This window comes from Macrococcoides bohemicum, from assembly GCF_003259675.1.
Taxonomy (GTDB): Bacteria; Bacillota; Bacilli; order Staphylococcales; family Staphylococcaceae; genus Macrococcoides; species Macrococcoides bohemicum.
In genome coordinates this window covers 24,018-48,561 of the sequence record NZ_PZJG01000010.1, presented here as the reverse complement: position 1 = coordinate 48,561, position 24,544 = coordinate 24,018, and the positions used below count along the sequence as shown (strand labels likewise).

Sequence of the window (24,544 nt, the reverse complement as noted above, 5' to 3'; positions counted from 1 at the left end):
TATCAAAGATTCTAGCAGTTTCTTTATATGAAAGTTGATTAGTAATTCTATACTGAATGATTCTTAATTTTTCATCTGTTGAATATTTCTTTCTGGTCATACTGGATATAAGACCGTCAATACCGAATGTATCAAATTGGTAAGTCCATGTTTTTAGTTGTGAAGGATCGATATCATATTTGTTACTTAATGAATCATAACCAATATTTCCTTCTTTATATTCTTTGATTAGTTTTAATTTAAAATCAAGATTATGCTTTTTATTCAAAATAAACACCCCTAAAGTTGAATTTTAAGGTTCATTTAGGGGTGCACTTCAATTTTTGCGGTTTTTTTATTTTTGATTATTTTGCTGATTCGCTATATATCTTTTTCTGTTTCGAGTTGCTCCGATAATAAATAAAGTGAATAATATGATAATCGCACCAGCAGCAATTAGGTAACCATTGTTAAATCCTTGATTCTTCACAACTGCATATAGTTCCGCTTCTTCACGATTTGTAATCAGTGAAAACTTATTATCTTTATAATGAATACGGTCTCCTATTAATAATCCACTTAACATTTTATCTTTAGGAATACGGTTGCTATCCAGCTTAATATTCGTTGCCTTGCTCGTATTATTAATGTTATAGATAAAGTCAACCTTGTTTGTATCAAAATAAATTAATTGATTACCTTCATTATTATAGATAACCTCGGATTTACCATCAAACAATTCATTATACTTTTTGTAAACACCACTCGTAACTTCTAAGTATTCAATAACTTCTTTATCAACACGGAAATCAAGTAACTGATGAATATCAGGCGCTTTATCTCCGTTCATTGCTATTTCAGTACCATATGTCATACTAATAGGCATTTTCTGAACCATCAAATAGCTCATAAGCTGCTTTATACGAGTACCTGGAAACATATTTTCATTCGCTGCATAATTTGTAAACCTCGGCATAAAGAAGTTATCACTTGCTAGTAATTCATTCATTTCGTACTTTTTAGGAATATCTTGATCAGTTGTCTTAAAAGCATTAGCGATTGCTTTTGTAGTAGCTAATTTTTGTATGTGTTTGAAACCAGAGACATTAATATCTTCATTTAATATTGCAATCGTTTCAACATTCTCAGGGAATATTGCTTTTGCATCAATGCCATCCTGCATAACGTACATCGAAACACCGTCAATATTATATTTATCAACAAATTGCGTCACTGATGTTTTGAATTTTTTTTGGTTATTACTATTTTTTAAGTCTATGATTTTCATGTCCTTAAAATAAGCTCTTTGAAAGTCATTCATCTTCGTGTCATTTGTCTCAGTATAACCTTCTGTCACAGTAGACGGAATATCTACAATAACTTTCATCTTCTTATCATGAGCGAGTTTAATCATTTTTTTAAATTGTTTCTCGCCACCGTAAACATCATCAATCGTATTATAATTCTTAACTTTATAACCTAAATAATCATTTTGATCTTTTTCGAATACTGGAGAAAGATGAATGGTATTAAACCCCATTTTCTTAATATAATCCATCTTATTGATAACACCATTTAAATCTCCACCATATGGTAGTGTATTATCTTTTTCGTTATGAATATGTTTGTTATTCTCATCATTGGCATTCATAAAACGATCGATTATTAAACTATAAATACGTAAATCCTTTTTTGTAGCGGCATCAGCATTCTGATGAAACGTTAATAATAAAAGAATGCTTGCTAGTAGTGTTATAAATTTTTTCATTCTAATTACCTCACTTTAGTCGTTATCTTTGATTATACTAAAATAAACAGAACGTGGGGAGAAATTCATAAAAAGTTCATGAATGAAAAAAAGAACCTCAATTCTGAGGTTCTTAATGGATTACTTAAACATACCTGTGATTGGTCCAAGTGGTAAATGAACACCTAGTCCAATCGTAATGAGTGCAACTAAAATCACGATGTAGAAGAAGTTTCTTGAAGGTTTCTTTCTCTTCTTACGTGCTAAAGTTACTTCCATCAAAGCAATTGTTGCTAATCCTAATAAAAATTTAAATCCATACATCATTGCATCTGCATTCATTGCTTTAAAGAAGATGTAACATCCACTTACTAGAGCAAGTAAAGCAAAGATACGTAATAACATCATCAGTGGTTTAAAATATTTGCTTGGTCCTAAGCGATCTGAGAAGTTTTCATATGCTGCAAAAAAGACGATTAATAAAACAACCCAACTCATGATGTGTAAATGTAACATACCAGTAATCAACTGTATTCCCCCTATCTATAATACATACTCATATAGTTTAACATATATTTAATTTTTTCGTTACTAATGCGTATAGTTTATTAACTATTATTATAGTTATTCATAAAAAGAGACAGTCCGTTTAAAAAACTGTCCCTCTCATAAAAAGTTTTATTCGCCTACCGTGTTCATCAATGTACCAATACCATCAATCGTAACTTTGATTTCATCGCCACGTTTTAAGTAAACTGGAGGATTCATACCAGCGCCAACCCCACTTGGCGTACCAGTTGCAATAACATCTCCCGGGTGAAGTGCTACATATTTTGAAATTTCAGCAATTAAATCATCAATCTTTAATACCATATCCTTCGTATTACCGTCCTGACGAATTTCATTGTTAACTTTTGTCACAATATTTGCATTTTCAGGCATAGGTAATTCATCTTTCGTAACAATGTATGGTCCCATCGGACAACCACCAATTAAACTTTTTGAAAGAAATGCCTGTGAATGTAATTTCTGTAGGTCACGTGCTGTAATATCGTTGATGATCGTATAACCATAAACATAATCTAATGCCATCGCTTTTGGAATCTTATGTCCGTACTTACCGATAACAACCCCTAGTTCACCTTCATAATCCAACGCTTTCGTTACGTCACTATGTGAAGGAATTTCATTTCCGTCACCAATTAAACTTGATGGTGCCTTTGTAAATACATATAATGCATCCACTTCATTATTTAATTCAGATGCATGTTCTTCATAGTTACGACCGATTGCAATAACGTTATTTGTAGGTGTAACAGGTGGTAAGAATTGAATCGCTGTGAATTCATATTTATAATCAGCTTTATTTTCAGATGCTTCAACTTTTTCAATTGTTGCACGTACTAACTCCTGAAAATCAACTGTATTATTTTGCTGTAAAGCTTCAAGTAACGTTTTAGGATAATCCCCTTCCTTGAAATCAGCAAATACTTTTACTAAATCCCAAGCTGCATCCTCACGTTTAACTTTAACACCATATGTTTCTTTATCGCCAACCTTAAATGTTAAAAACTTCATTCTGCTTCCACTCCTCTTCTGTGTTGCCCTCATTATACAGAATATTGTCATAACTTTCATGCTTTTTAGATTTATCTATTATTATTTTTATAATGTTTATCACTCAAGTTACTTAAATTAATGAATAATATAGCTATAACAAGTGCCACTATCAAAGAATACTGTAATAAATTTATGATAGATGTTGAAGGATACGGTAATTTATATATTCCAGTAAATAAACTATAAATAATCAGTTCAATTAAACACATCATGCTTATAAATAATAATGCATGCTGTGTCATCTCTTCTGCCTTATACTTCCTCTCAATATATCTTACACACAAGATAATTAATAGCATTACTCCTATACCTTGTAAGCCTGAACCAAGAATTGCTAATGAAAATTGCAGAAAGCTATAGCTAAATTTAAAAATAAGTAACTTTACAGCTGTTCCACTAATTAAAAAAATGAGCGCCTGAATGATAATATTAATGGAGTCTTCCCTTTTATTACGATGATACATCCCCATTAACAATCCCGGCATAATTCCGACAAATAATACAACGATATAATGTAATAAGTGTGAAATAAATAACGTTATATTTAAACGTAAGAAATCAAATAATTGATGCTTATTATAAATCTCTATAAACTGCTGAAACTGATTTACATTTAAAAATGCTTCATAATCTTTATAAAGAATCATTAACGGAATGATGATAATAAACAAAAATCCAGCATATATACTGCCAGACAACAACAAATATTGTCTGGAAGATATTTGTTTTCTGCTTAAAAACTTTAATATCGGTAATATAACTGCTAGCTCTAACATCACACTCATTCTTGTGATAAATAATGAAAATAATAAACTAAATAGTATAAATAATAGCATCGATTTATTATTGAGCTTACTTAGAATAGAAAAACGATAAGCAATAATAAATCCGAACATACTAAAACTTACAAATAAAATCATCATGATATATAAAGATAAAGTTGGCATCTCCATTGCATTATAATATTCAAACGGATTAATCAGTTCAATCGGCTGATTGATTAAAAATGCCACACTTAATGTATATAATATAAGTGGTATTGCATATAACACATGTATTAAAGTTTGTTTCATGCTTTCACCTCTACTAATCCACCTTCAAAGAAATACAGATAAGGTGTTACAGGGGCATTCAACACCGTTTCTAGCGCTGCTTTATAATAAGTCATCTGAATACGATAATTCTCTGCCATAGAATGTATTGTTTCATCAATCGTTCTGCCTAACCTTGGCACAACTTTATCTGTCTTATAATCTAATAGATAATATTCATCATGATATTTAAATACACAGTCGATCATCCCCTGTACAAGTTGATCTGGATGTGCATCGACTAAATATTGTTTGCCGATAACAAATGGCAGTTCATGATATACTTCTTCAGCCTCTATTAACATACTGAAAATTTCAGATGACATAAAGGTCTTTATATGCGCGATATTAATATATGCTACGTCTTCAGCAGCAATCAATTTCTTATCAACTAAACTTTCAATGAAGTCCTGTAATTCACTATCATTCATTCTCTTCTGTGGTAAGTGCTGCATAACGAGATGCATTAATGTTCCGACTTCCTGCGCTGTTTTCTTCTGTTCTGTCATAAACTTCGGTCGATCAAATTGTTTCTTACCAAGTTTATATTGATTGACATACGTCCACATTGTTAAGTCGTCTTCTAATTCTGCTTTCTTAATATCAGATACACTTTCTTTTGTCGGTAGCGTAAATTCTTCCTCATATGGATAACGATAATTTTCTAAGTCAGTTAACCATTTTAATGCTTCTAAATCTGCATCAACTGAAGGTTCAGTAATATCTGGTTGAATAAACTCAAGTTCAGAAATCATAGTGACCGGAATATGCAGTGGTGCATCAGGCTGTAATATCGCAGGCAGGATAAATGCTAGAGGCGTCGTAGCATTCATACGATAGAAAAGATCAAGTTTATCGTGCATATCAATATTGTGATATTTCTCTATTGCTTCTTCCGTTCTAACAGAACCAAGTAAAATTAATTTCTCACGTGCACGTGTAAATGCTACATACATGAGACGTAATTCCTCAGATACTTGTGACAATCTGAGCTGATGCTTGAATATACCGTTTAACATTAAAGGAAATGAAACATTTGCTTTTGCATCGAAATAATTAATTGACAATCCCATACGCTGGTCCAGTAATACATCTGAATTCATATCTCTTAAGTTAAATTTTTTATTTAGACCTGCATAGATTACAAATGGAAACTCTAATCCTTTTGAAGCATGGACTGTCATCATTCTTACGACATCCGCTTCATCCGATATAATATTCACTTCACCAAAATCCTTTTGGTTATTTAACATATTATCGATATATCGGATAAACTGGAAAACACCGCGATAACTTGATTGTTCAAAGTTATCAGCTAAACTAAGTAACTTATTTAAATTTGCTTCTCGCTGTTGCCCGCCAGCTAGTAATAAATATTTTTCAACAAAATGTGTATCCTCGTATATATATGACACTAACTGACTTACACTCATCGATTGTTGACAGTTACGATAATCTTCAATATCACTTAATACTTTTATTACTTTTGTTTTTAAAGTATCATTGCTACCACTCTCTTTATACTGCAATAAGTTTTGATAAAGATAGATTGAAGTATCGATAGATCGAATCGTTGCAATTTCATCAGCGCTAAACTGATAGATAATACTACGCAGTATACCTGCTAACGGAATATCCTGCAGCGGATTATCAATAACGCGTAAATAACTCATGATAGATTCAATTTCATCTGTCTTGAAATAACCTTCTTTACTGCTTACATGGAATGGTATATTATATGCTTTCATCACCTGCATATGTGTCACTGCATTACTAAAACCACGTTCAAGAATCGCAATATCTTTATATGCAGCTTTACGGTATTGTTGAGTTTTTACGTCATATACTTGCTCATTTTCAATAATTTGCTGAATACGTTGTGCAATATAATGACTTTCGGGATGTTCTAACTCAATATGCGCTTTATTAATGACAACCATTTCTGTTGATTGTGGTTCATCATCAAATGGTGCCCCGTAATATAGTTTTTGTGCATCATCATACTCAATATCACCTATCGTTGTATCCATAATACGTTCAAATATTGCATTCGTATCATCAATAACAGAAAGACGTGATCTAAAGTTTTTAGAAAGTTCTACAACTTTGCCGGTCTTCTCTGTTTTAAATTCAGCATATTTTTGCAGGAATAACTCAGGTTCAGCCTGTCTAAATTTGTATATCGATTGCTTAACATCTCCAACCATAAATAGATTACCTGAAGCTTCCGGATGTTTTTTTATAGCCTGAATAATACTTTCCTGTACACGGTTAGTATCCTGATATTCATCGACTAAAATTTCATGATAATGCTCACGTAAATTTTGTGCAATTTCAGTTGGTTTACCGTCAGATAATAATATCTTTAATGCAAAATGCTCATAATCACTGAAATCAATGACTTTACGTTCGCGTTTTAATGTTGCAAAACGCTCTATCACTTGCGCTGTTAATTCAGTTAGTGCTGATACTTCACCGTACATTGCCTGAATATCCTCTGCCATTTCTTGTGGTGCAGCGTACAGCATCCTTTGAAGACTAGCAATAATACCTTTTACTTCTGACAGATCTTTAGTGATTAAGTCATTCAACACCTTCGCTTCAGGGTCGTCTTTTGTCTTTACAGCTGGCTTGCGTCCAAACGCAATATCTTTAATAAGTTCATATTGAGCGTCTAATCCATTCGGCATTTCAAGACTTTTATCGATATTCTGTAAATATTCTAACGTCTTCTCAAACACTTCATCCATGCAGTAATTTTCTGCACGTCTGATGAGATATCGTGCATGCTGAATAGACGTGTCTATAATCTCAGCTAAACGTTTGAAATTTTCATCTTCTACATGCGCATCTCTGTATGCTTCTCGCATTTTTTGTAACCATAATAGTGGTTCACTGTTTGCGATTGTAAAGTAGTATAATTTCGACAGTAAGGTGCGTAATTCATTGTCGCTTCGTTCATTTGTTAAATGTAGGATTAATTTTAAATAATCATCATCCAGACGTTCATACGCTTCTTCTAAAACTTCATCAATCGCCTGCATCAATAATAGTGACATTTCTTCGTCGTTTCCTGTTCTGAAAGTAGGATCCAGATCGATTGTATAATAATATTTCTCGATTAAATTTAAACAGAAACGATGAAGCGTTGATATTTCTGCCTGATGAATTTTAATGAGCTGGTTTTTAAGATGTTCTGTTGGATTATTTCTTAATTCACTTAATATTCTTGCATGAATACGTTCGCGCATTTCTTTGGCACTTGCATTCGTAAATGTCACAATCAGCATTTCATCGATATTTATTTTTTGATCGATAATTTTTCGTATAATACGTTCAACGAGAACAGCAGTCTTACCACTGCCTGCTGCCGCTGATACTAAAGTATCCTGACCAACTGTTTCTATCGCAAGCAACTGATCTTCAGTCCACGTCATCGCCATCATTTTGTTCTCCTTTCATTACTTCTTGAATAGCATCTATCTTCTCATCTTTCACACGGATATCCTGTGCATTTAAAATTGGATCGATATGACATACCGGTTTGAAATCACAAAAATCACACGGTAACTTATTATCATATGATAAAGGCATAATACTACAGTCTCCAGATAACACATTTTGCGCCGTCTGTTTAAAGTTATTACGATTATGTTCAATAAAGCGATAAAGCACATCGACAGGTAATACTTTTGATGCAGCAGTAAATTCTCCTGATTTTTTTAAACTAGCAGGTACAATATCAGATTTATTCGATTCACTAATCGCATTATCAAAATAACTCACCAAGTCTAAATCATCAATAATATAACCGTCCATCTTGTATGCCGCAGCTCTTTTCTTTAACAGATCTTCAGACATTTCATTTTTATGATTTAACTTAAGTTTTGGTTCATAAACATGAAAATACAGCATCCCTGCAGGAAGTGTTGTCTCTTTAAGTCCAAGGGCTGATTTATTTTGTAATACGACATCCATATACGTCATCATCTGCATCTGAATGCCATAATAAACTTTTCGTAAGTCAAGGGCTGTAGACCCGGATTTATAGTCTATAACAGAGACATAATCCTGATTCATATGATTTAATATATCAATTCTATCTATCTGACCACTAATCTCGACCTTTTTTCCTGCAGGTAAATTAATCTTCTGGCTTTCAAGTGCTCCGCCTTTACCAAATCGAGTTTCAAATTTAGCCATCTTAAATTTACTTTGTTTCTGATGTGACTGAATCATGCTAAATGTATCAGTCAGCATCGCTTCAATCTTAAGCATCATAAAACGATAATGTTGTTTAGAATACATTATTTCAAACTGTACGTTCGGTAAATATTGTGCTAAATATTGACGTACTGCTTGTCTGATATCTTCTTTAGAAATGTTAAATAATTGGTCTTTAAACGTTTCACCTAAATAGGCCAATACTTCATGATAAATATTTCCAAGCTGGAAACTTTGCAGTTCATAATTATCACGAGGTCTTAGTCTTAATCCATGATCAGCAAAATGTTTAAAAGCACATTGATTATAGCTTTCAAAGCGCGATACACTCGCTTTTATAACATCACCATATAGTGTATCAATATTTATTTCATTCAGTGGTTTTGTCTGGTTACGGTATCTACCTAAATCAAATATGTCGCTGTATCCATTGTTAATGTAGTAGTTAATAATTGACTGCCACTCAGCATCCTGATAATGATGCGCTGCAACATTAATACCAGTATTTATCGTCGTTATACGTTCGTTTGGTTTAAATTCTGACGTGGTAACTGTATGGATAAGACTGATGCCTTTAATATCGTTAATATAAGGAGAAGGACGCATCGCCTCATAAGACTGATTCATCAAACTATATGACAGGAAAAGCAATTCAGAAGCATTGGTCATCGCTATATACGCAACAAAACGTTCATCTTGTGTCAATAAATCAGTGGTTGGTGCTAATTTTAAGCCACCTATATCTGATATATTTCTTTTTTCATAATCGGTAATAATTGCATCTTCTTTTATTCGACGTGGTAATATTTCATCGTTCAATCCACAAACAAAAATAACTTTTTTATTTTCAACTTTAGCTAAATCTAAGTTCAAAATTTGTATTTGGTCCAACCCTTGTGGAGCTGCACTATATTCTAAAGCAACAAGGCCAACATCTAAGATTTCTGTCATTACTTGATAAGGTAAATCTTTATCTCGTAGTACTTCAACAAAGTCGTCCAGCACTTGGTTAATGCCTGTTAACAATTGATCAAACTCAAGTGCCTTATAATTTTGGCCCGCTTCATGCATCTTATCACGACTTGCCATCAAATATTCAGGTAACTGAATTTCCAACAGAAATTGATATAAATATGTAGCAAATTCATTCGCATTCTCAGCACTCATTAAACTAATTCTTAAAGGTTCAATAATTTCCAGTGTTGTTTCAATGTATTGTGAAAACTGCTCCCAAACTTCCGTGGAATACATGTCATCCTTATTAAATTGAAGCTTTCTTCTTTGAATCAAGTCTTTATATTGCATACCTCGTGTTATCATTACATTTTCAAGCATATCAACAAACTGTATGTCTAATCGTTCAACATTTTTCGTGAGTAAACCTGTTTTTAATGCTCTAAACAGATGATCGATTTGATAAGTATTTTTGAAGAAATCAAGTAAAGAACGGATTAATTCTATACTATGGTGATGATGCATCACTTCTTTTTTATCTGTGTGATAAGGAATATTCAGTTGATTTGCTCTTTTAATCAAAGCATCCACATAAGATTGATCTCGATATAATACAGCGATATCTTTATATCTGTATTCTGATTTTCCTAAGTTGTATATTTTATGCATTATTGCATTCACTTCAGACTGGATGTTATCTGATTCTAATAATTCAATAGTAGTTTCAGGTAAAGCATCTACATGAATTGCATCGAAATTTTCTTCTAAATGGTTTAAAGCTGTATTTTTAAAACGAAATTTCGTAATAAATTTTTTGATTTCAAAATCAATTTGGGCAGCCTTTAAATATTCTGTAATATCATGATAAGTTTCTTCTGTTTTACGAAATAGATCACTTCGCTTTTCCGGATCAATCGTCAATGCAATCGTCACAGATTTTGCATGTCTACACAGTGCTAAAATAACTAAATATTCCATGGTCGTAAAATTATAAAATCCGTCTATATATATTTCAGATTGCTTTATTGATGCAGATGATTCTATCAACTGAATTAAATGATAGAGGGTGTCTTCGGATTGCATAAATTCATTGTTCATTTCATTATTTAAATGATCATAAACAAGTGCAATATCATGTAGTTTATCCTGCGTTCTTACTTCTAAGTTAGCAGTTGATAATGCTTTTAATTGCTCAACAGTAACATTATATTTTTTTAATTCACTAATCGTCTGACTGAGTTTTTGACTAAAGCCATAATACTGGCTCGATGTCTGGAAACGACGTAATTTTGTTTGTTGCTGTAATAATACATCATACGTCAACATCTCAATACCCGCTTTTGAAATCAATGATAAATCCGTACCACCAAGTTCACTTTTCAGACGCCAGTATAATCGATCAAAAGAATATATTGCCGTGCGCATACTTCCTTTAATTAATTCATCATGACTTAACGCCTGTTCAATTGAAAATGTACTCTGTCTCGGTGCTATCATAATAATTGGATCACCTAATGCTTGCTCTTTAAGTTTATCTTTAATAGATTCGATAATATATTGCGTTTTACCTGTACCACGTCTACCCATCAAAAATTTAACGGACATAAAATTTACCTCCTAAAAAAAATGCACTTCTTATAATAAATTATAAAAAGTGCAGTAGTTTTTATTTTGAATCAAAATTGTAATGAAAACTATTGAATGGCCAGTAGCGTAATGCAACTTCACCGACCACCTGATCCTCTTTAATTAAACCAAAATAACGGCTATCTTTACTTACTTCACGATTATCACCTAATACAAGTAAGCTATCTTCAGGTATCTTATTTTTACCATTAGCGTTTGCTAAATCTTTAACGCTAAAATTTTCAGTTAATAAAATATTTGTTTTTGCTACTTTATTTTCTTCAAGATAAGGTTCATCTACTTTTTTTCCATTCACAAATAATTGATCATCTTTATATTCAACTGTATCACCTGCATTACCGATAACACGTTTTACATAGTCTGCTTTTTCATCTGCATGGAAAACAATTACATCACCATTGTCAATATTTCCTAATGTATAGCCAATCTTGTTCACAATTACTTTTTCTCCGTCTTTTAAAGTAGGATCCATTGAATCTCCTTTTACGGTATATGTTACAAATAAAAATTGATTAATTACAAATATTAAAGCTACTGCAACTACTATCGCAATCAACCATTCTACGATTTCCTTCTTCAAATTGCCACCTCTTATTTTTTATTCTGCCAATACGTATAAATCACTTTTCCTAACATTTGATTTCGACTGATACATCCATATGTTCTTGAGTCAGTACTATCATTAATATTGTCACCAAGAACTAAATAACAATCTTGCGGAACAGTACGATACTTTCTCATCTTATCATGCAGCAATAGCTTCATCGACGAATCACTGTATCTTGACTTCTTTCCATTAATATAAAGCGTATCCTTAGATATTTTTATGTAATCACCCGGCGTTGCAATAATACGTTTTATCATAGTTTCATTTTCATTCAGTTTAAAAAAGTAAACATCATCTATTTGGGGTTCAATTACAATATCAATAAATTGATTGACGAGTACACGATCACCATCATGATATGTAGGTTCCATTGAGTGACCAACAATAATATAGTTAGAAATAAAAAATGAACGTAATAATATGACAAAAATCAGTGAAAATATTAACGAAATGATAATACTTTTAATTTTCATCGTTTGGCCTCGTTATGTGTAATACTTCTTTCAATAAGCTTTCCAATCATCCATAAAATGAATAAAGCTATAGCTACAATTATACTCTTTTTCGGCTCTCTAACAAAGGAATATATATCATTACCTATAAAACTTAATATGAATAACATAACTGCTTTTCCGCTTAAAACAGCGATAAGATATTGTTTCAAAGGTATTGTACTTAACCCTGCGACAACATTTATCACACTTGATGGTGTAAATGGAAAACATAATAAAATGAATAACGGCATGACACCTTTTTCATCAATACGTCTAATAAACTTTAACGTATGAGGGTGTTTATTGAGATGCCTCAGAAATTTGTGTTGTCCGTATTTCCTTATTAATAGAAATACAATATATGCACCACAAAAAGCACCCAACCAGGTAATAATAAACCCCCAATAAAGCCCATAGGTATTCACATTAACAACTGCAAATAAAGCAATCGGTAATATCGGTATAAATGCTTCGAAAAAAGGTAGTAAGAATGCAATGATGATACCAAATGATTGAAAAGTATCAAAGTATCCTTTGATTGCTTCTTCACTAAAATACTGCATTATAAAATCCATAACGCCACCTACTCTCACCTCATTTTATCGAAAGTAAAGAAAAAGTGCATTAAAAAAGCTAAGGCAATACGCCTTAGCTCAAAAAGTCAACAATATTATTGATTCAAACGTGCTTCAAGTTCAGCTTTTTTATCTTCAAATCCTGGTTTACCTAATAATGCGAACATATTCTGTTTATATGCTTCAACTCCAGGTTGGTTAAATGGATTCACACCTAGTAAATAGCCGCTCATCGCTACACCTAATTCAAAGAAATAAACCATGTAACCAAACGTGAACGCATCAAGTTGTGGTACTTCAACAACCAAGTTCGGCACACCACCATCACTATGGGCTAGAATAGTTCCCTGGAATGCTTTCGTATTAACAAAATCTAATGTTTTACCTGCTAAGAAGTTTAATCCATCTAAATCATTCTCATCAGCTTCAATCGTAATATCAGCTCTTGGATTTTGTACTTTCACAACTGTTTCGAAAATGTCACGGCGTCCTTCCTGAACATACTGACCTAATGAATGTAAGTCAGTAGAGAAGTTTGCACTTGAGGGATAAATACCTTTAAAGTCTTTACCTTCTGATTCACCGAATAATTGTTTCCACCATTCGTTAAAATATTGAAGACTCGGCTCATAGTTGATTAACATTTCGATTGTGTAACCTTTATTATAAAGAACATTACGAATAACGGCATATTGATATGCAATATTTTCTTCTAAGTTATCTGAACCTAAATCGATACGCGCTTGATCTGCACCTTGCATCATCGCTTCAATATCATGACCACTTGCTGCAATCGGTAATAATCCTACAGCTGTTAATACTGAGAAACGTCCTCCCACATCATCAGGTACTACAAATGTTTCGTATCCTTCAGTTGTTGCAAGTGATTTTAAAGCACCTTTAGCTTTATCAGTAGTCGCATAAATTCTAGACTTTGCGCCTTCTTTACCGTATTTCTCTTCTAATATTTTCTTAAATACACGGAATGCTACAGCAGGTTCTGTTGTAGTTCCTGATTTTGAGATAACGTTAACTGAGAATTCTTTATCTTTTACATATTCGATTAAGTCGCTTAAGTATGAAGAAGATAACTGGTGCCCTGCAAAGATGATTTGAGGTTTACCTTGTTCAGTTTTTAAATGATCAAACGATTTGTTTAACATTTCAATCGCTGCACGCGCTCCTAAATAAGAGCCACCAATTCCGATAACTACCAGCACTTCACTATCAGACTGAATCTTTTTCGCAGCAGCCTGAATACGTGCAAATTCTTCTTTATCATAATCTTTCGGTAAGTTCACCCATCCTAGAAAGTCACTACCAGCACCTGTACCGTCATGAATTGTGCTGTGTACGTTCTTAACGATTGACTGCATTTGCTCTAATTCGTGTTGACCAAAAAAAGTTTCAGCTGTACTGTAATCAAATTTAATATGTGTCATTATATATCCTCCTGTTTGTAAATTCACATTTATTGTACTCTATCCAAACATACATCTCAATGGAATCGCATTTTGTAAGCGTATACATAGTTATAAAATTAAAATTTTATGACAATTGATTTTTGCGTAGTATACCTAACGTAGAGCGTTTAAATGATGATCAAACAAATTTATTTTTTATAATTATGCACTTTTATGAATAAAATACTTGAAGTCAATTTTCTATTCTGCTATCTTTATATGTATATTAATTCATAATATCAAATATTTATTACTAAGGAGTTTTTATTTATGACAAAAGAAAAAGTTGTACTTGCATACTCAGGAGGTTTAGATACTAGTGTTGCGATTCAATGGCTTATTGAAAAAGGATATGATGTCATCGCTTGTTGTCTAGACGTTGGCGAAGGTAAAGATCTTCAGACTGTAAAAGAAAAAGCTCTTACAGTTGGAGCAATCGAATCCATTATGTTAGACCAGGTAGAAGTTTATGCAAAAGATTATTTAAGCTATGCGATTAAAGGTAATACTTTATATGAAAATACATATCCTTTAATTTCTGCACTTAGCCGTCCACTTATCGCTAAAGAACTTGTAAAAGTTGCACATCAGTTCGATGCGCAATATATCGCACATGGGTGTACAGGAAAAGGAAATGACCAGGTACGTTTTGAGGTTGCAATCCATAGTTTAGATCCGAGCATAAAAACGTTAGCACCTGTGCGTGATTGGGGATTTAGTCGTGAAGAAGAAATTGAATACGCTAAAGTTCATACCATCCCTATTCCAATCAATCTCGACTCACCTTATTCAATCGACCAAAATTTATGGGGAAGAAGTAACGAATGTGGTATTTTAGAAAATCCATATGTAGAACCACCAGAAGATGCCTACGAATTAACAAAGTCACCCGTTGATGCTCAAGACAATCCAGTTTATCTCGAAATTACGTTTAAAGATGGACTGCCAACTGAAATCGATGGAGAAAACTTACCATTACATACACTGATTAAACAACTGAATAAAATAGGTGGAGAACACGGCGTCGGTAGAATTGATCACGTTGAAAATAGACTTGTCGGTATTAAATCTCGTGAAGTCTATGAAGCACCAGGTGCTATGATTATTATTAATGCCCACCAGGCTTTAGAAACAATAACGCTTACGAAAGATGTGCAACACTTTAAACCATATGTGGAACAACAATTTGCAAACCTCATTTATAATGGCCTATACTTCTCTCCATTATCAGATCATATTAGAAATATGCTGAATGATATGCAGCAATATGTAAATGGAAAAGTTAAAGTTAAACTGTATAAAGGAAATATTACTGTTGTTGGACGTACAAGTGATAACTCATTATATAATGAGAAACTCGCAACATATACAAAAGAAGATGCGTTTAATCAACAAGCAAGTGTCGGCTTTATTGAAATATACGAATTACCTACAAAATTAGCTACAGAAGTTTACAGAGGTGATTTTAATGAGTGATGCATTATGGGGAGGACGCTTTGAAGCATCCATGGATGCGCTCGTTGAGAAATTCAATCAGTCTATCGATGTTGATCAGGCCCTGTTTTATGAAGATATTGAAGGCAGTATTGCGCATGTCACAATGCTTGGTAGTAGTAATATCTTAACGCATGATGAAACAAAGCAAATTAAAGAAGGGCTCGAATCACTTAAGTTGGATCATCAAAACAATGCACTTACTTTTTCATCAAAGTATGAAGATATTCACTTGAATATTGAACATCTGTTGACCGAAAAAATTGGGCCAGTTGCCGGAAAACTTCATACTGGGCGTTCACGTAATGATCAGGTGGCGACAGATATGCATTTATTTACCGTGAAAAAAGTGAAGCTAATGATTAAAACAATAACAAAACTTCAGGAAAGTATTATCCGTGTTGCAGAAGATAATATCGAAGTCATTATTCCAGGCTATACACATCTACAACGTGCCCAACCGATACTATTATCACATCATTTGATGAGTTATTTCTGGATGTTACAACGTGATAAGGAAAGATTAGAGGAAAGTCTATCACGCATTAATGTATCGCCGCTTGGTTCAGGTGCTTTAGCAGGAACTACTTATCCAATCAATCAGCAACATACTGCTGAACTATTAAACTTTGATCACATTTACCCAAATAGTATTGATGCAGTAAGTGATCGAGATTATATTCTTGAGACAATGAACAATATCAATCTAATCATGATGCATCTATCCAGATTATCAGAAGAAATCATCATTTGGTGTTCTCATGAATTTAACTTTATTACGTTGAGTGATGCTTATTCTACAGGATCATCTATTATGCCTCAAAAGAAAAATCCTGATATGGCAGAACTCGTACGTGGCAAATCTGGAACAGTCGCTGGCAATTATATTGGTATGCTAATGACACTTAAATCATTGCCGCTTGCCTATAATAAAGATTTACAGGAAGATAAGAAATCATTCTTTGACTCAATTGAGACTTGTTTAGATAGTTTAACAATCTATAGCGGGATGATCGATACAATGCAAATTAATAAAGAAAATATTTCAAATACGCTTGAACAAGACTTTTCAAATGCAACTGAACTTGCTGATTACCTCGTAAGTTTCGGAATTCCGTTTAGAGAAGCACACGCTATAACAGGTAAACTCGTCGCTGATTGTATAAAAGAGGATATATATTTAAAAGATGTGACGTTAGAAAGATACAAAGCGATTCATCCTGAAATTAGTGATGAAATTTATATTATATTAGCTCCAAAATCTGCTGTTGAACGAAGAACAAATTATAACGGTACAAGCACTCAATCAGTATTAGCACAAATAAAACAAGGCAAGTCTAAGTTATATTAGACTCGCCTTGTTTTTATAATGCAGCTTGATAAATTGACATAATATCTTCTTTTTGAAGTTTATAGAAGTTTCCATAAGGACCATAGATTAAAGTTTTCTCTGCAAATACTTCTAAGTCTTCTTCTTTTACGCCAACTTCAGATAATTTCGTTGGTGCACCAAGTGAAGTCCAGAAATTAGATATCGCATCAATTCCGAAATTAATTTTCTCTTCATCAGATAAACTACTATCGACATCAAATACATCCTCAGCAAACTTGATGAATCGCTCTGGTGATTTCTTACTTACATAACGCATCCATTCAGGGAATATAATTGCTAAACCAACACCATGAGGAATGTCATATATAGCACTAACTGCATGCTCTAAATTATGTGTTGCCCAGTCCCCAGCATATCCTAAACGCATGAAACCATTTAATGCAACTGTAGCGCCAAGCATTGTTGTCTCACGTGCTTCGTAGTTATCAGGTTGTTCTATTGCTACAGGACCAGCTTTCATGATTGCTTTCATTACCCCACTGATCATCGCATCTCCGATTTCAGTATTTGACGCTTCATTGAAATATTGCTCCAGTAAATGACTCATACTATCGATAATACCATTTGCTGTCTGATTTTTAGGTAATGTATAGAGTAATTCCGGATTTAACAAACTAAATTTAGGAAATACAAGTGGAGAACCCCAACCAAGTTTTTCATTTGTTTCCCAGTTAGTAATTACACTTCCTGAATTCATTTCTGAACCAGTAGCTGATATTGTAAGAATCGTTCCAAAAGGAACTGCACTTTCAACAGTTGCTTTTCTTGTAACGATATCCCATGGATCAACATCGCTTGTTGAAGCAGCAGAGATTAACTTAGTACCGTCAATAACTGAACCACCACCTATTGCAACAATAAAATCGATGTTGTTATCTTTAACGGCCTGTACACCTTTTTTTACAGTTGAAAGGCGTGGATTTGGTTCGATACCAGCAAGTTCAAATACATTGTAACCTGCTAATAATTTGATAACACGTTCATAAAGACCCGTTTTCTTAATGCTGCCACCACCATATGTTAATAAGATGTTCTTACCCTCAGTAAATTTTTCAATCATTTGTGGTAATTGGTCAGTACTCTCTTTTCCAAACACTAAAGTGGTTGGATTTTGAAATGTAAAATCGTTCATTTTTATAATCTCCTTTCTATTTGTGTTTATTGTATTAGAAATATTCGATTTTTGGAATTTATTCGACTTAAGAATGAATCTTTACACAAGATATTAGCTTTCGAAATTGGTGATATCCCAATTTCAGTACTTATAAATAAAAAAGACACACCCATAAAAGAGTGTGCCTCAAAAATCTTATGCCCATCCACGGTAACGTGCAGCTTCTGCTGTACGTTTAATACCTACGATGTATGCTGCTAAACGCATATCTACTTTTCTAGCTTCTGCTAATGAATAAACATTATCAAATGCTTTCACTAATTTTTCACGTAATTTTTCATTTACTTCTTCTTCTGTCCAGTAGTAACCTTGGTTGTTTTGTACCCACTCGAAGTAAGATACAGTAACGCCACCAGCACTTGCTAAAACGTCAGGTACAAGTAAGATACCACGTTCAGTTAAAATCTTAGTTGCTTCTGGCGTTGTTGGCCCGTTTGCTGCTTCTACTACGATTTCAGCTTTAATATCATGTGCGTTATCTTTCGTAATTTGGTTAGAGATTGCTGCTGGTACTAAAATATCACAATCTAATTCAAATAATTCTTTGTTTGTAATTGTATCTTCAAAAAGGTTCGTTACAGTACCGAAGCTATCACGACGGTCTAATAAATAATCAATATCTAATCCATTTGGATCATGTAATGCACCATGTGCATCAGAGATACCTACAACTTTAGCACCCATGTCATATAAGAACTTCGCTAAAAAGCTTCCTGCGTTACCGAAACCTTGAATAACAACACGTGCGCCTTCAATTTGTTTTCCACGGCGTTTCGCCGCTTCTTCAATCGCAATTACAACACCTAATGCAGTAGAACGGTCACGGCCTTGTGATCCACCTAATACAATAGGTTTTCCTGTAATAAATCCTGGAGAGTTGAACGCATCCATCATGCTATATTCATCCATCATCCAAGCCATGATTTGTGAGTTTGTAAATACATCTGGCGCAGGGATATCTTTTGTTGGTCCAACAAATTGAGAGATCGCACGAACGTAGCCACGTGATAAGCGTTCTACTTCGTGTATACTCATTTGACGTGGATCACAAACGATTCCACCTTTACCACCACCGTATGGTAAATCAACGATACCGCATTTTAAAGTCATCCACATAGATAACGCTTTTACTTCATCTTCGTCAACGTCTGGATGGAAACGAACGCCACCTTTAGTAGGTCCTACTGCATCGTTATGTTGTGCACGGTAACCTGTAAAAGTTTTTACTGTTCCATCATCCATCTTAACTGGAATACGCACTGTTAATAAACGTAAAGGTTCTTTAACCAGATCATACATTCCTTCATCAAAACCAAGTTTATCCAATGCTTCATGAATTATATTTTGTGTAGATGATACTAAACTTGTAGTGTTTTCTGACATGTTATTCGCCCTCTTTTTCATTCTTAAGTACTTCAATGTTTATTGTAACATATTTAAAATCTTTTAAAACCCCTTTTTGAAAACGCTGCCATTTATTTTTCGAATACTGATTTTACTTTTTCAATCGCCCAGTCTAAATCTTCTTGAGAAATGATTAATGGTGGCGCAAAACGAATTACAGTATCATGTGTTTCTTTACATAATAAACCTAATTCTTTTAATTGCTCACAGTATGGACGTGCATTTTCAGTTAATTCAACTCCGATAAATAATCCTTTACCACGAACTTCTTTAATAATTGGGTTATCGATTTCTTTTAACTTAGATTGGAAATATTCTCCTAACTCTAAAGAACGTTCAGATAACTTTTCATCAACTAGAACATCTAAAGCTGCCATTGAAACTGCACAAGCTAATGGGTTACCACCGAATGTAGAACCATGACTTCCTGCATTGAATACTTCTAAAATTTCTTTATCCGCTAATACACATGAGATAGGAAATACTCCGCCACCTAATGCTTTACCTAAAATGTACATATCAGGGACTACGTTATCCCAGTCAGTTGCGAATAATTTACCAGAACGTCCAAGACCAGCTTGAATTTCATCAGCGATAAATAATACATTATTTTCAGTACAAAGATCACGAACTTCTTTTAAGAATCCGTCTTTTGGAATGTTGATTCCTGCTTCACCTTGAATTGGCTCAAGTAATACTGCAGCAGTGTTAGGTGTGATTGCTGCTTTAATTTGTTCAATATCACCAAACTCAACTAATTTAAAGCCGCCTAATAATGGACCATATCCACGTTGATATTCTGCTTCACTTGATAAAGAAACTGCTGCCATTGTACGACCATGGAAATTACCTTTCATTGCAATAATTTCAGCTTGATCTTTTGCAACACCTTTAACATCATAAGCCCAACGACGTGCTGCTTTAATAGCAGTTTCAACCGCTTCAGCACCTGTATTCATCGGTAATACCATTTCTTTACCAGCAAGCTTACAAATCTTTTCATACCAAGGACCTAATTGATCACTGTGGAATGCACGTGAAGTTAATGTAACACGATCAGCCTGATCTTTTAAAGCTTGTATAATTTTAGGATGACGGTGACCTTGGTTAACTGCTGAATAAGCAGATAACATGTCCATGTACTTATTCCCTTCAGGATCTTTTACCCATACACCTTCAGCTTCAGAGATAACAATCGGAAGTGGATGATAGTTTGGTGCACCATAATGATTTGTAATTTCAATGATATCTTGTGATTTAGTCATTATTATTCTCCTTTTTTAGAAAAGCAGTAGTGCCTTGCACTACTGCTATATTTATTTGATTATTTTATTTTCATTTATTTATGAAACAAATACTTTCTTATAACATTTCTGAAGTTGTTTTACCTTGCATATGAAGTACTAGGTAATCAGGTCCACCGGCTTTAGAGTCTGTACCTGACATTTTGAATCCACCAAATGGTTGGTATCCAACAATTGCACCTGTACATCCACGGTTGAAGTATAAGTTACCTACATGGAAGTCACGACGTGCTTCTTCTAAATGCTCACGATTATTTGTAATTACTGCACCAGTTAAACCGTAATCAGTATCGTTTGCAAATTTGATAGCTTCTTTGAAATCTTTAGCTTTAGCAATACCTACAACAGGTCCAAAGATTTCTTCCTGCATAATACGGTCATCATGTTTAACATCTACAAATACTGTAGGATTTACGAAATTACCAACAGACTCTTCTGTAGTTCCTCCAACTAATAATCTACCTTCTTGTTTACCAATTTCAATATATTCTTTAATTTTGTTTAAAGATTTTTCATCGATAACAGGACCCATGAAGTGTTCGTTAGTTTCTGGATTACCAACAGTTAATTTTTCTGTTTTTTCTTTAACTTTTGCAACTACTTCATCATAAACGTCTTCTAAAACGATTGCACGAGAACATGCAGAACATTTTTGACCTGAGAAACCGAAAGCAGATTTAACAATCGATTCAGCTGCTAATTCTAAATCAGCTTCGCTGTCAACTACGATTGTATCTTTCCCACCCATTTCAGCGATAACACGTTTTAAGTTTAATTGACCTTCGTGAACTTTTGCTGCACGCTCATAAATATGAACACCAACATCACGTGAACCTGTGAATGAAACGAAACGCGTATCAACGTGATCCACAATGAAGTCACCGATATCACGGCTTGAACCAGGAATGTAGTTTACTACACCTTTAGGCATACCAGCTTCTTCTAAAACTTCTACGAATTTATATGCAACTACAGAAGTGTTTGAAGATGGTTTTAATAATACTGTGTTACCAGTTACTAATGGCGCAACAGTAGTTCCAGCCATAATTGCTAATGGGAAGTTCCATGGTGAGATAACTACACCAACACCTAAGGCGATATAGTCATAACGGTTGAATTCGCCTGGACGGCTTTCAACTTTAACACCATCTTTAAGACGTAACATTTCACGCGCGTAAAACTCTAAGAAGTCGATACATTCTGCAGTATCTGCATCAGCTTCGTTCCATGGTTTACCTGCTTCTTTTACTAATAACGCAGAGAATTCAAATTTTCTGCGTCGAATAATCGCTGCTGCACGGAATAAAATATCAGCGCGCATTGCAGGATTAGTAGATCTCCATGTTTCAAATGTTTCTTTCGCAATAGCCATAGCTTTCTCAGCATGCTCTTGTGTTGCTTGAGATACATGACCAATTGTTTCTTCTCTATTAGCAGGATTAAATGAACGTAATTTGTTATCAGTCATAATACGTTCTCCACCAATTACTAACGGATAATCTTCTCCTAAATATGCATTTACTGTTTCTAAGCCTTTTAACATTGCTTGTTTATTTTCCTCGATGCTAAAGTCTGTGAATGGTTCGTGTTTGTACGAAATCATTACATTGCCTCCTCTTTGTTTGTTAATTAGAAAACCCTTACATACTATATAATGACTAATTTTAAGAAATACTTCAACCCTTAATACTTAAATTTTGCAAAATAATTTTTTATGCACAAACATGCATAAATTAAAGAAAGAAACTACAGTACTATTGTAGTTTCTTTCCCTTTTCTACCCATTCCGGTAGTTTTTCTCGTAACGATTCGAAACCAATATTTTCTGGTTGCTTAAGTTCTTCAAGTACTGATTTCTTTTCCTTTTTTCGTTCCTGACGTTTAAAATAATCGTTTTCTTTTAAAGATAAATTTAATTTACCATCTTCAGAAATATCGAGAATTTTCGCTTTAACAATTTGACCCACTGAAAGAAATAAATTTAAGTTGTGTACATAATCATTCATCACTTCAGAGATATGTATTAATCCCTCTGTATGCTGATCAGTCTCAACAAACGCTCCATATGGTTGTATGCCTGTCACTTTAACTTTAATAAACTGTCCCTTTTTATACTTTTTATTCATCATATTTATCCCTCATTTTTAATATCATTATTTTACCATAAAAATGTGTATAAAAAAATCATGTAGCTAATAAGATGCTACACGATTTCGCAAGTTGCACGTAATTTATAAATTTCATTTAAAATATCTTTAATTTCTTGTTTATCAGGTGACTGTTCGAAACTGTGCATGAAAATTTCTGATATTCTCTGAATTGTTTCATCAAAAGATAATTTTTGATGTACAATATCCATTATTTCGTAATATTCCATATCTCCCTGAGAAGCATCTTCAAGTTGCATCGGGTTCCAGTTGTTTAAGATTTTGTACATTGCTATATTAAAATCTGGATTCATGGCGTTCATCCTCAAGTTTTCGCATCACTTCAGCTTCAAATATTTTAAACTTTTCTTCCTGTTTCTGTGAATTTCTTTTAAACAATTTAAAAGAAATATAAGCAAGTATCATAAAGAATATTAATGATAACACTGCCGGGACATATTCCCACTTATTTTCCGGAAAATATAAAAAATCCATCATCATGCATCACCCCTAATCTAATAAATTATTATAACATTAAAAATCCACAAAAAAAGAATAAGTCATGAACATTTCATGACTTATTCCAGGTCGTCGCCAAAGTGTTTAGTCCTATGCAACAATTATTTTAATATGTTAATCTTCTCAATCACTACATCTTCTAACGGTTTGTCTTGAGCGCCAACCTGAACATTAGCGATTGTTTCTAATACATCAAATCCTTCTACTACTTGACCAAATACTGTATGTTTTTGATCTAGCCATGGTGTTCCGCCAACTTCAGCATATTTATCAACAATCTCTTCTGGCCATCCACCTTGCTTTAATTGTGATAACATTTGAGCTGGTACTTGTTTCATTTGAACGATGAAGAATTGAGAACCGTTAGTATTTGGTCCCGCATTAGCCATAGATAAAGCACCATATAAGTTGAATGCTTCCATAGAAAATTCGTCTTCAAACTTATCTCCGTAAATACTTTCTCCACCCATACCAGTTCCAGTTGGGTCTCCACCTTGAATCATGAAATCATTAATAACACGGTGGAAGATAATACCTTCATAATATCCTTTTTCAGATAACTGAATAAAGTTTTCAACTGTTTTTGGTGCAACTTCCGGGAATAATTTAATTTTCATCGTTCCTTTTGTTGTTACCAATTCTACTAAACGTTCATTTTCTGAAATTTCTGTATTTAATTGCGGAAAATTAGTCATTTTTAAGCTCCTT

Annotated in this window: 21 protein-coding genes; 2 read left to right on the top strand and 19 right to left on the bottom strand. The window is 33.5% G+C overall.

The annotated features are described in order from the left end of the window. From BHX94_RS12010 to BHX94_RS11960, 11 genes are all read right to left on the bottom strand, one after another. Positions 1-277: helix-turn-helix domain-containing protein (locus tag BHX94_RS12010; RefSeq protein ID WP_146606930.1), on the bottom strand; the 277-nt coding region annotated here is incomplete at its 3' end. Positions 278-334: 57 nt separating this feature from the next. Further along, positions 335-1,747: an alpha-amylase family protein gene (locus BHX94_RS12005; protein ID WP_111746978.1), complete on the bottom strand. Its 1,413-nt coding sequence runs from the start codon at positions 1,745-1,747 to the stop codon at positions 335-337. 120 nt (positions 1,748-1,867) lie between these two features. Then, positions 1,868-2,254 (bottom strand): YisL family protein, encoded by a 387-nt coding sequence (locus BHX94_RS12000; RefSeq protein ID WP_232508180.1) that lies wholly within the window; start codon positions 2,252-2,254, stop codon positions 1,868-1,870. Between the two features lie 150 nt (positions 2,255-2,404). Then, positions 2,405-3,304, bottom strand: coding sequence for a fumarylacetoacetate hydrolase family protein (locus BHX94_RS11995; protein WP_111746976.1), 900 nt, complete (start codon positions 3,302-3,304; stop codon positions 2,405-2,407). Positions 3,305-3,375: 71 nt separating this feature from the next. Next, positions 3,376-4,419 carry a hypothetical protein gene (locus BHX94_RS11990; protein WP_111746974.1) on the bottom strand — a complete coding sequence of 348 codons (1,044 nt, stop codon included), beginning with the start codon at positions 4,417-4,419 and terminating at the stop codon, positions 3,376-3,378. Then, positions 4,416-7,880: a helicase-exonuclease AddAB subunit AddA gene (gene addA / locus BHX94_RS11985; RefSeq protein ID WP_170120842.1), complete on the bottom strand. Its 3,465-nt coding sequence runs from the start codon at positions 7,878-7,880 to the stop codon at positions 4,416-4,418. The genes BHX94_RS11990 and addA overlap by 4 nt, the downstream gene beginning before the upstream one ends. Beyond that, positions 7,861-11,220, bottom strand: coding sequence for a helicase-exonuclease AddAB subunit AddB (gene addB, locus BHX94_RS11980; RefSeq protein WP_111746970.1), 3,360 nt, complete (start codon positions 11,218-11,220; stop codon positions 7,861-7,863). Before addB ends, addA begins: the two co-directional genes overlap by 20 nt. A gap of 61 nt (positions 11,221-11,281) precedes the next feature. Next, entirely contained in the window at positions 11,282-11,842 is a 561-nt protein-coding gene (lepB, locus tag BHX94_RS11975) for a signal peptidase I (RefSeq protein ID WP_096077012.1), read from the bottom strand. An 11-nt stretch (positions 11,843-11,853) separates the two neighbouring features. After that, positions 11,854-12,342, bottom strand: a complete 489-nt coding sequence (gene lepB, locus BHX94_RS11970) for a signal peptidase I (RefSeq protein ID WP_111746968.1) — start codon at positions 12,340-12,342, stop codon at positions 11,854-11,856. Further along, positions 12,339-12,938, bottom strand: coding sequence for a TVP38/TMEM64 family protein (locus BHX94_RS11965; RefSeq protein WP_111746966.1), 600 nt, complete (start codon positions 12,936-12,938; stop codon positions 12,339-12,341). Before BHX94_RS11965 ends, lepB (BHX94_RS11970) begins: the two co-directional genes overlap by 4 nt. 95 nt (positions 12,939-13,033) lie before the next feature. Continuing rightward, the gene (locus tag BHX94_RS11960) at positions 13,034-14,380 is read right to left on the bottom strand and encodes a glucose-6-phosphate isomerase (protein WP_111746964.1); all 1,347 of its coding nucleotides are present in this window, start codon (positions 14,378-14,380) and stop codon (positions 13,034-13,036) included. 291 nt (positions 14,381-14,671) lie between these two features. Here BHX94_RS11960 and BHX94_RS11955 point away from each other — a divergent pair, with 291 nt between their 5' ends. After that, entirely contained in the window at positions 14,672-15,877 is a 1,206-nt protein-coding gene (locus BHX94_RS11955) for an argininosuccinate synthase (RefSeq protein WP_111746962.1), read from the top strand. Beyond that, positions 15,870-17,246, top strand: a complete 1,377-nt coding sequence (gene argH / locus BHX94_RS11950; RefSeq protein WP_111746960.1) for an argininosuccinate lyase — start codon at positions 15,870-15,872, stop codon at positions 17,244-17,246. Before BHX94_RS11955 ends, argH begins: the two co-directional genes overlap by 8 nt. A gap of 13 nt (positions 17,247-17,259) precedes the next feature. Here argH and BHX94_RS11945 read toward each other — a convergent pair whose 3' ends face one another. The 8 genes from BHX94_RS11945 to BHX94_RS11910 all read right to left on the bottom strand — a co-directional run bounded on the left by BHX94_RS11945 (position 17,260) and on the right by BHX94_RS11910 (position 24,531). Next, on the bottom strand, positions 17,260-18,420 hold the full coding sequence (locus BHX94_RS11945) for an iron-containing alcohol dehydrogenase (protein WP_111746958.1): 1,161 nt from the start codon (positions 18,418-18,420) through the stop codon (positions 17,260-17,262). A gap of 177 nt (positions 18,421-18,597) precedes the next feature. Then, positions 18,598-19,845 carry a Glu/Leu/Phe/Val family dehydrogenase gene (locus tag BHX94_RS11940; protein WP_111746956.1) on the bottom strand — a complete coding sequence of 416 codons (1,248 nt, stop codon included), beginning with the start codon at positions 19,843-19,845 and terminating at the stop codon, positions 18,598-18,600. 92 nt (positions 19,846-19,937) lie between these two features. Further along, complete coding sequence (locus tag BHX94_RS11935) at positions 19,938-21,131, bottom strand: ornithine--oxo-acid transaminase (RefSeq protein WP_111746954.1); 1,194 nt, start codon at positions 21,129-21,131, stop codon at positions 19,938-19,940. A 97-nt stretch (positions 21,132-21,228) separates the two neighbouring features. Continuing rightward, positions 21,229-22,773 (bottom strand): L-glutamate gamma-semialdehyde dehydrogenase, encoded by a 1,545-nt coding sequence (pruA, locus tag BHX94_RS11930; RefSeq protein WP_111746952.1) that lies wholly within the window; start codon positions 22,771-22,773, stop codon positions 21,229-21,231. 151 nt (positions 22,774-22,924) lie between these two features. After that, complete coding sequence (gene ygs / locus BHX94_RS11925) at positions 22,925-23,296, bottom strand: S1 domain-containing post-transcriptional regulator Ygs (RefSeq protein ID WP_096078102.1); 372 nt, start codon at positions 23,294-23,296, stop codon at positions 22,925-22,927. A 77-nt stretch (positions 23,297-23,373) separates the two neighbouring features. Continuing rightward, entirely contained in the window at positions 23,374-23,631 is a 258-nt protein-coding gene (locus tag BHX94_RS11920) for a DUF1871 family protein (RefSeq protein ID WP_157742197.1), read from the bottom strand. After that, positions 23,615-23,815, bottom strand: a complete 201-nt coding sequence (locus tag BHX94_RS11915) for a hypothetical protein (protein WP_111746984.1) — start codon at positions 23,813-23,815, stop codon at positions 23,615-23,617. Before BHX94_RS11915 ends, BHX94_RS11920 begins: the two co-directional genes overlap by 17 nt. Before the next feature lie 122 nt (positions 23,816-23,937). Beyond that, entirely contained in the window at positions 23,938-24,531 is a 594-nt protein-coding gene (locus BHX94_RS11910) for a peptidylprolyl isomerase (RefSeq protein WP_096077023.1), read from the bottom strand. Positions 24,532-24,544 lie beyond the last annotated feature (13 nt).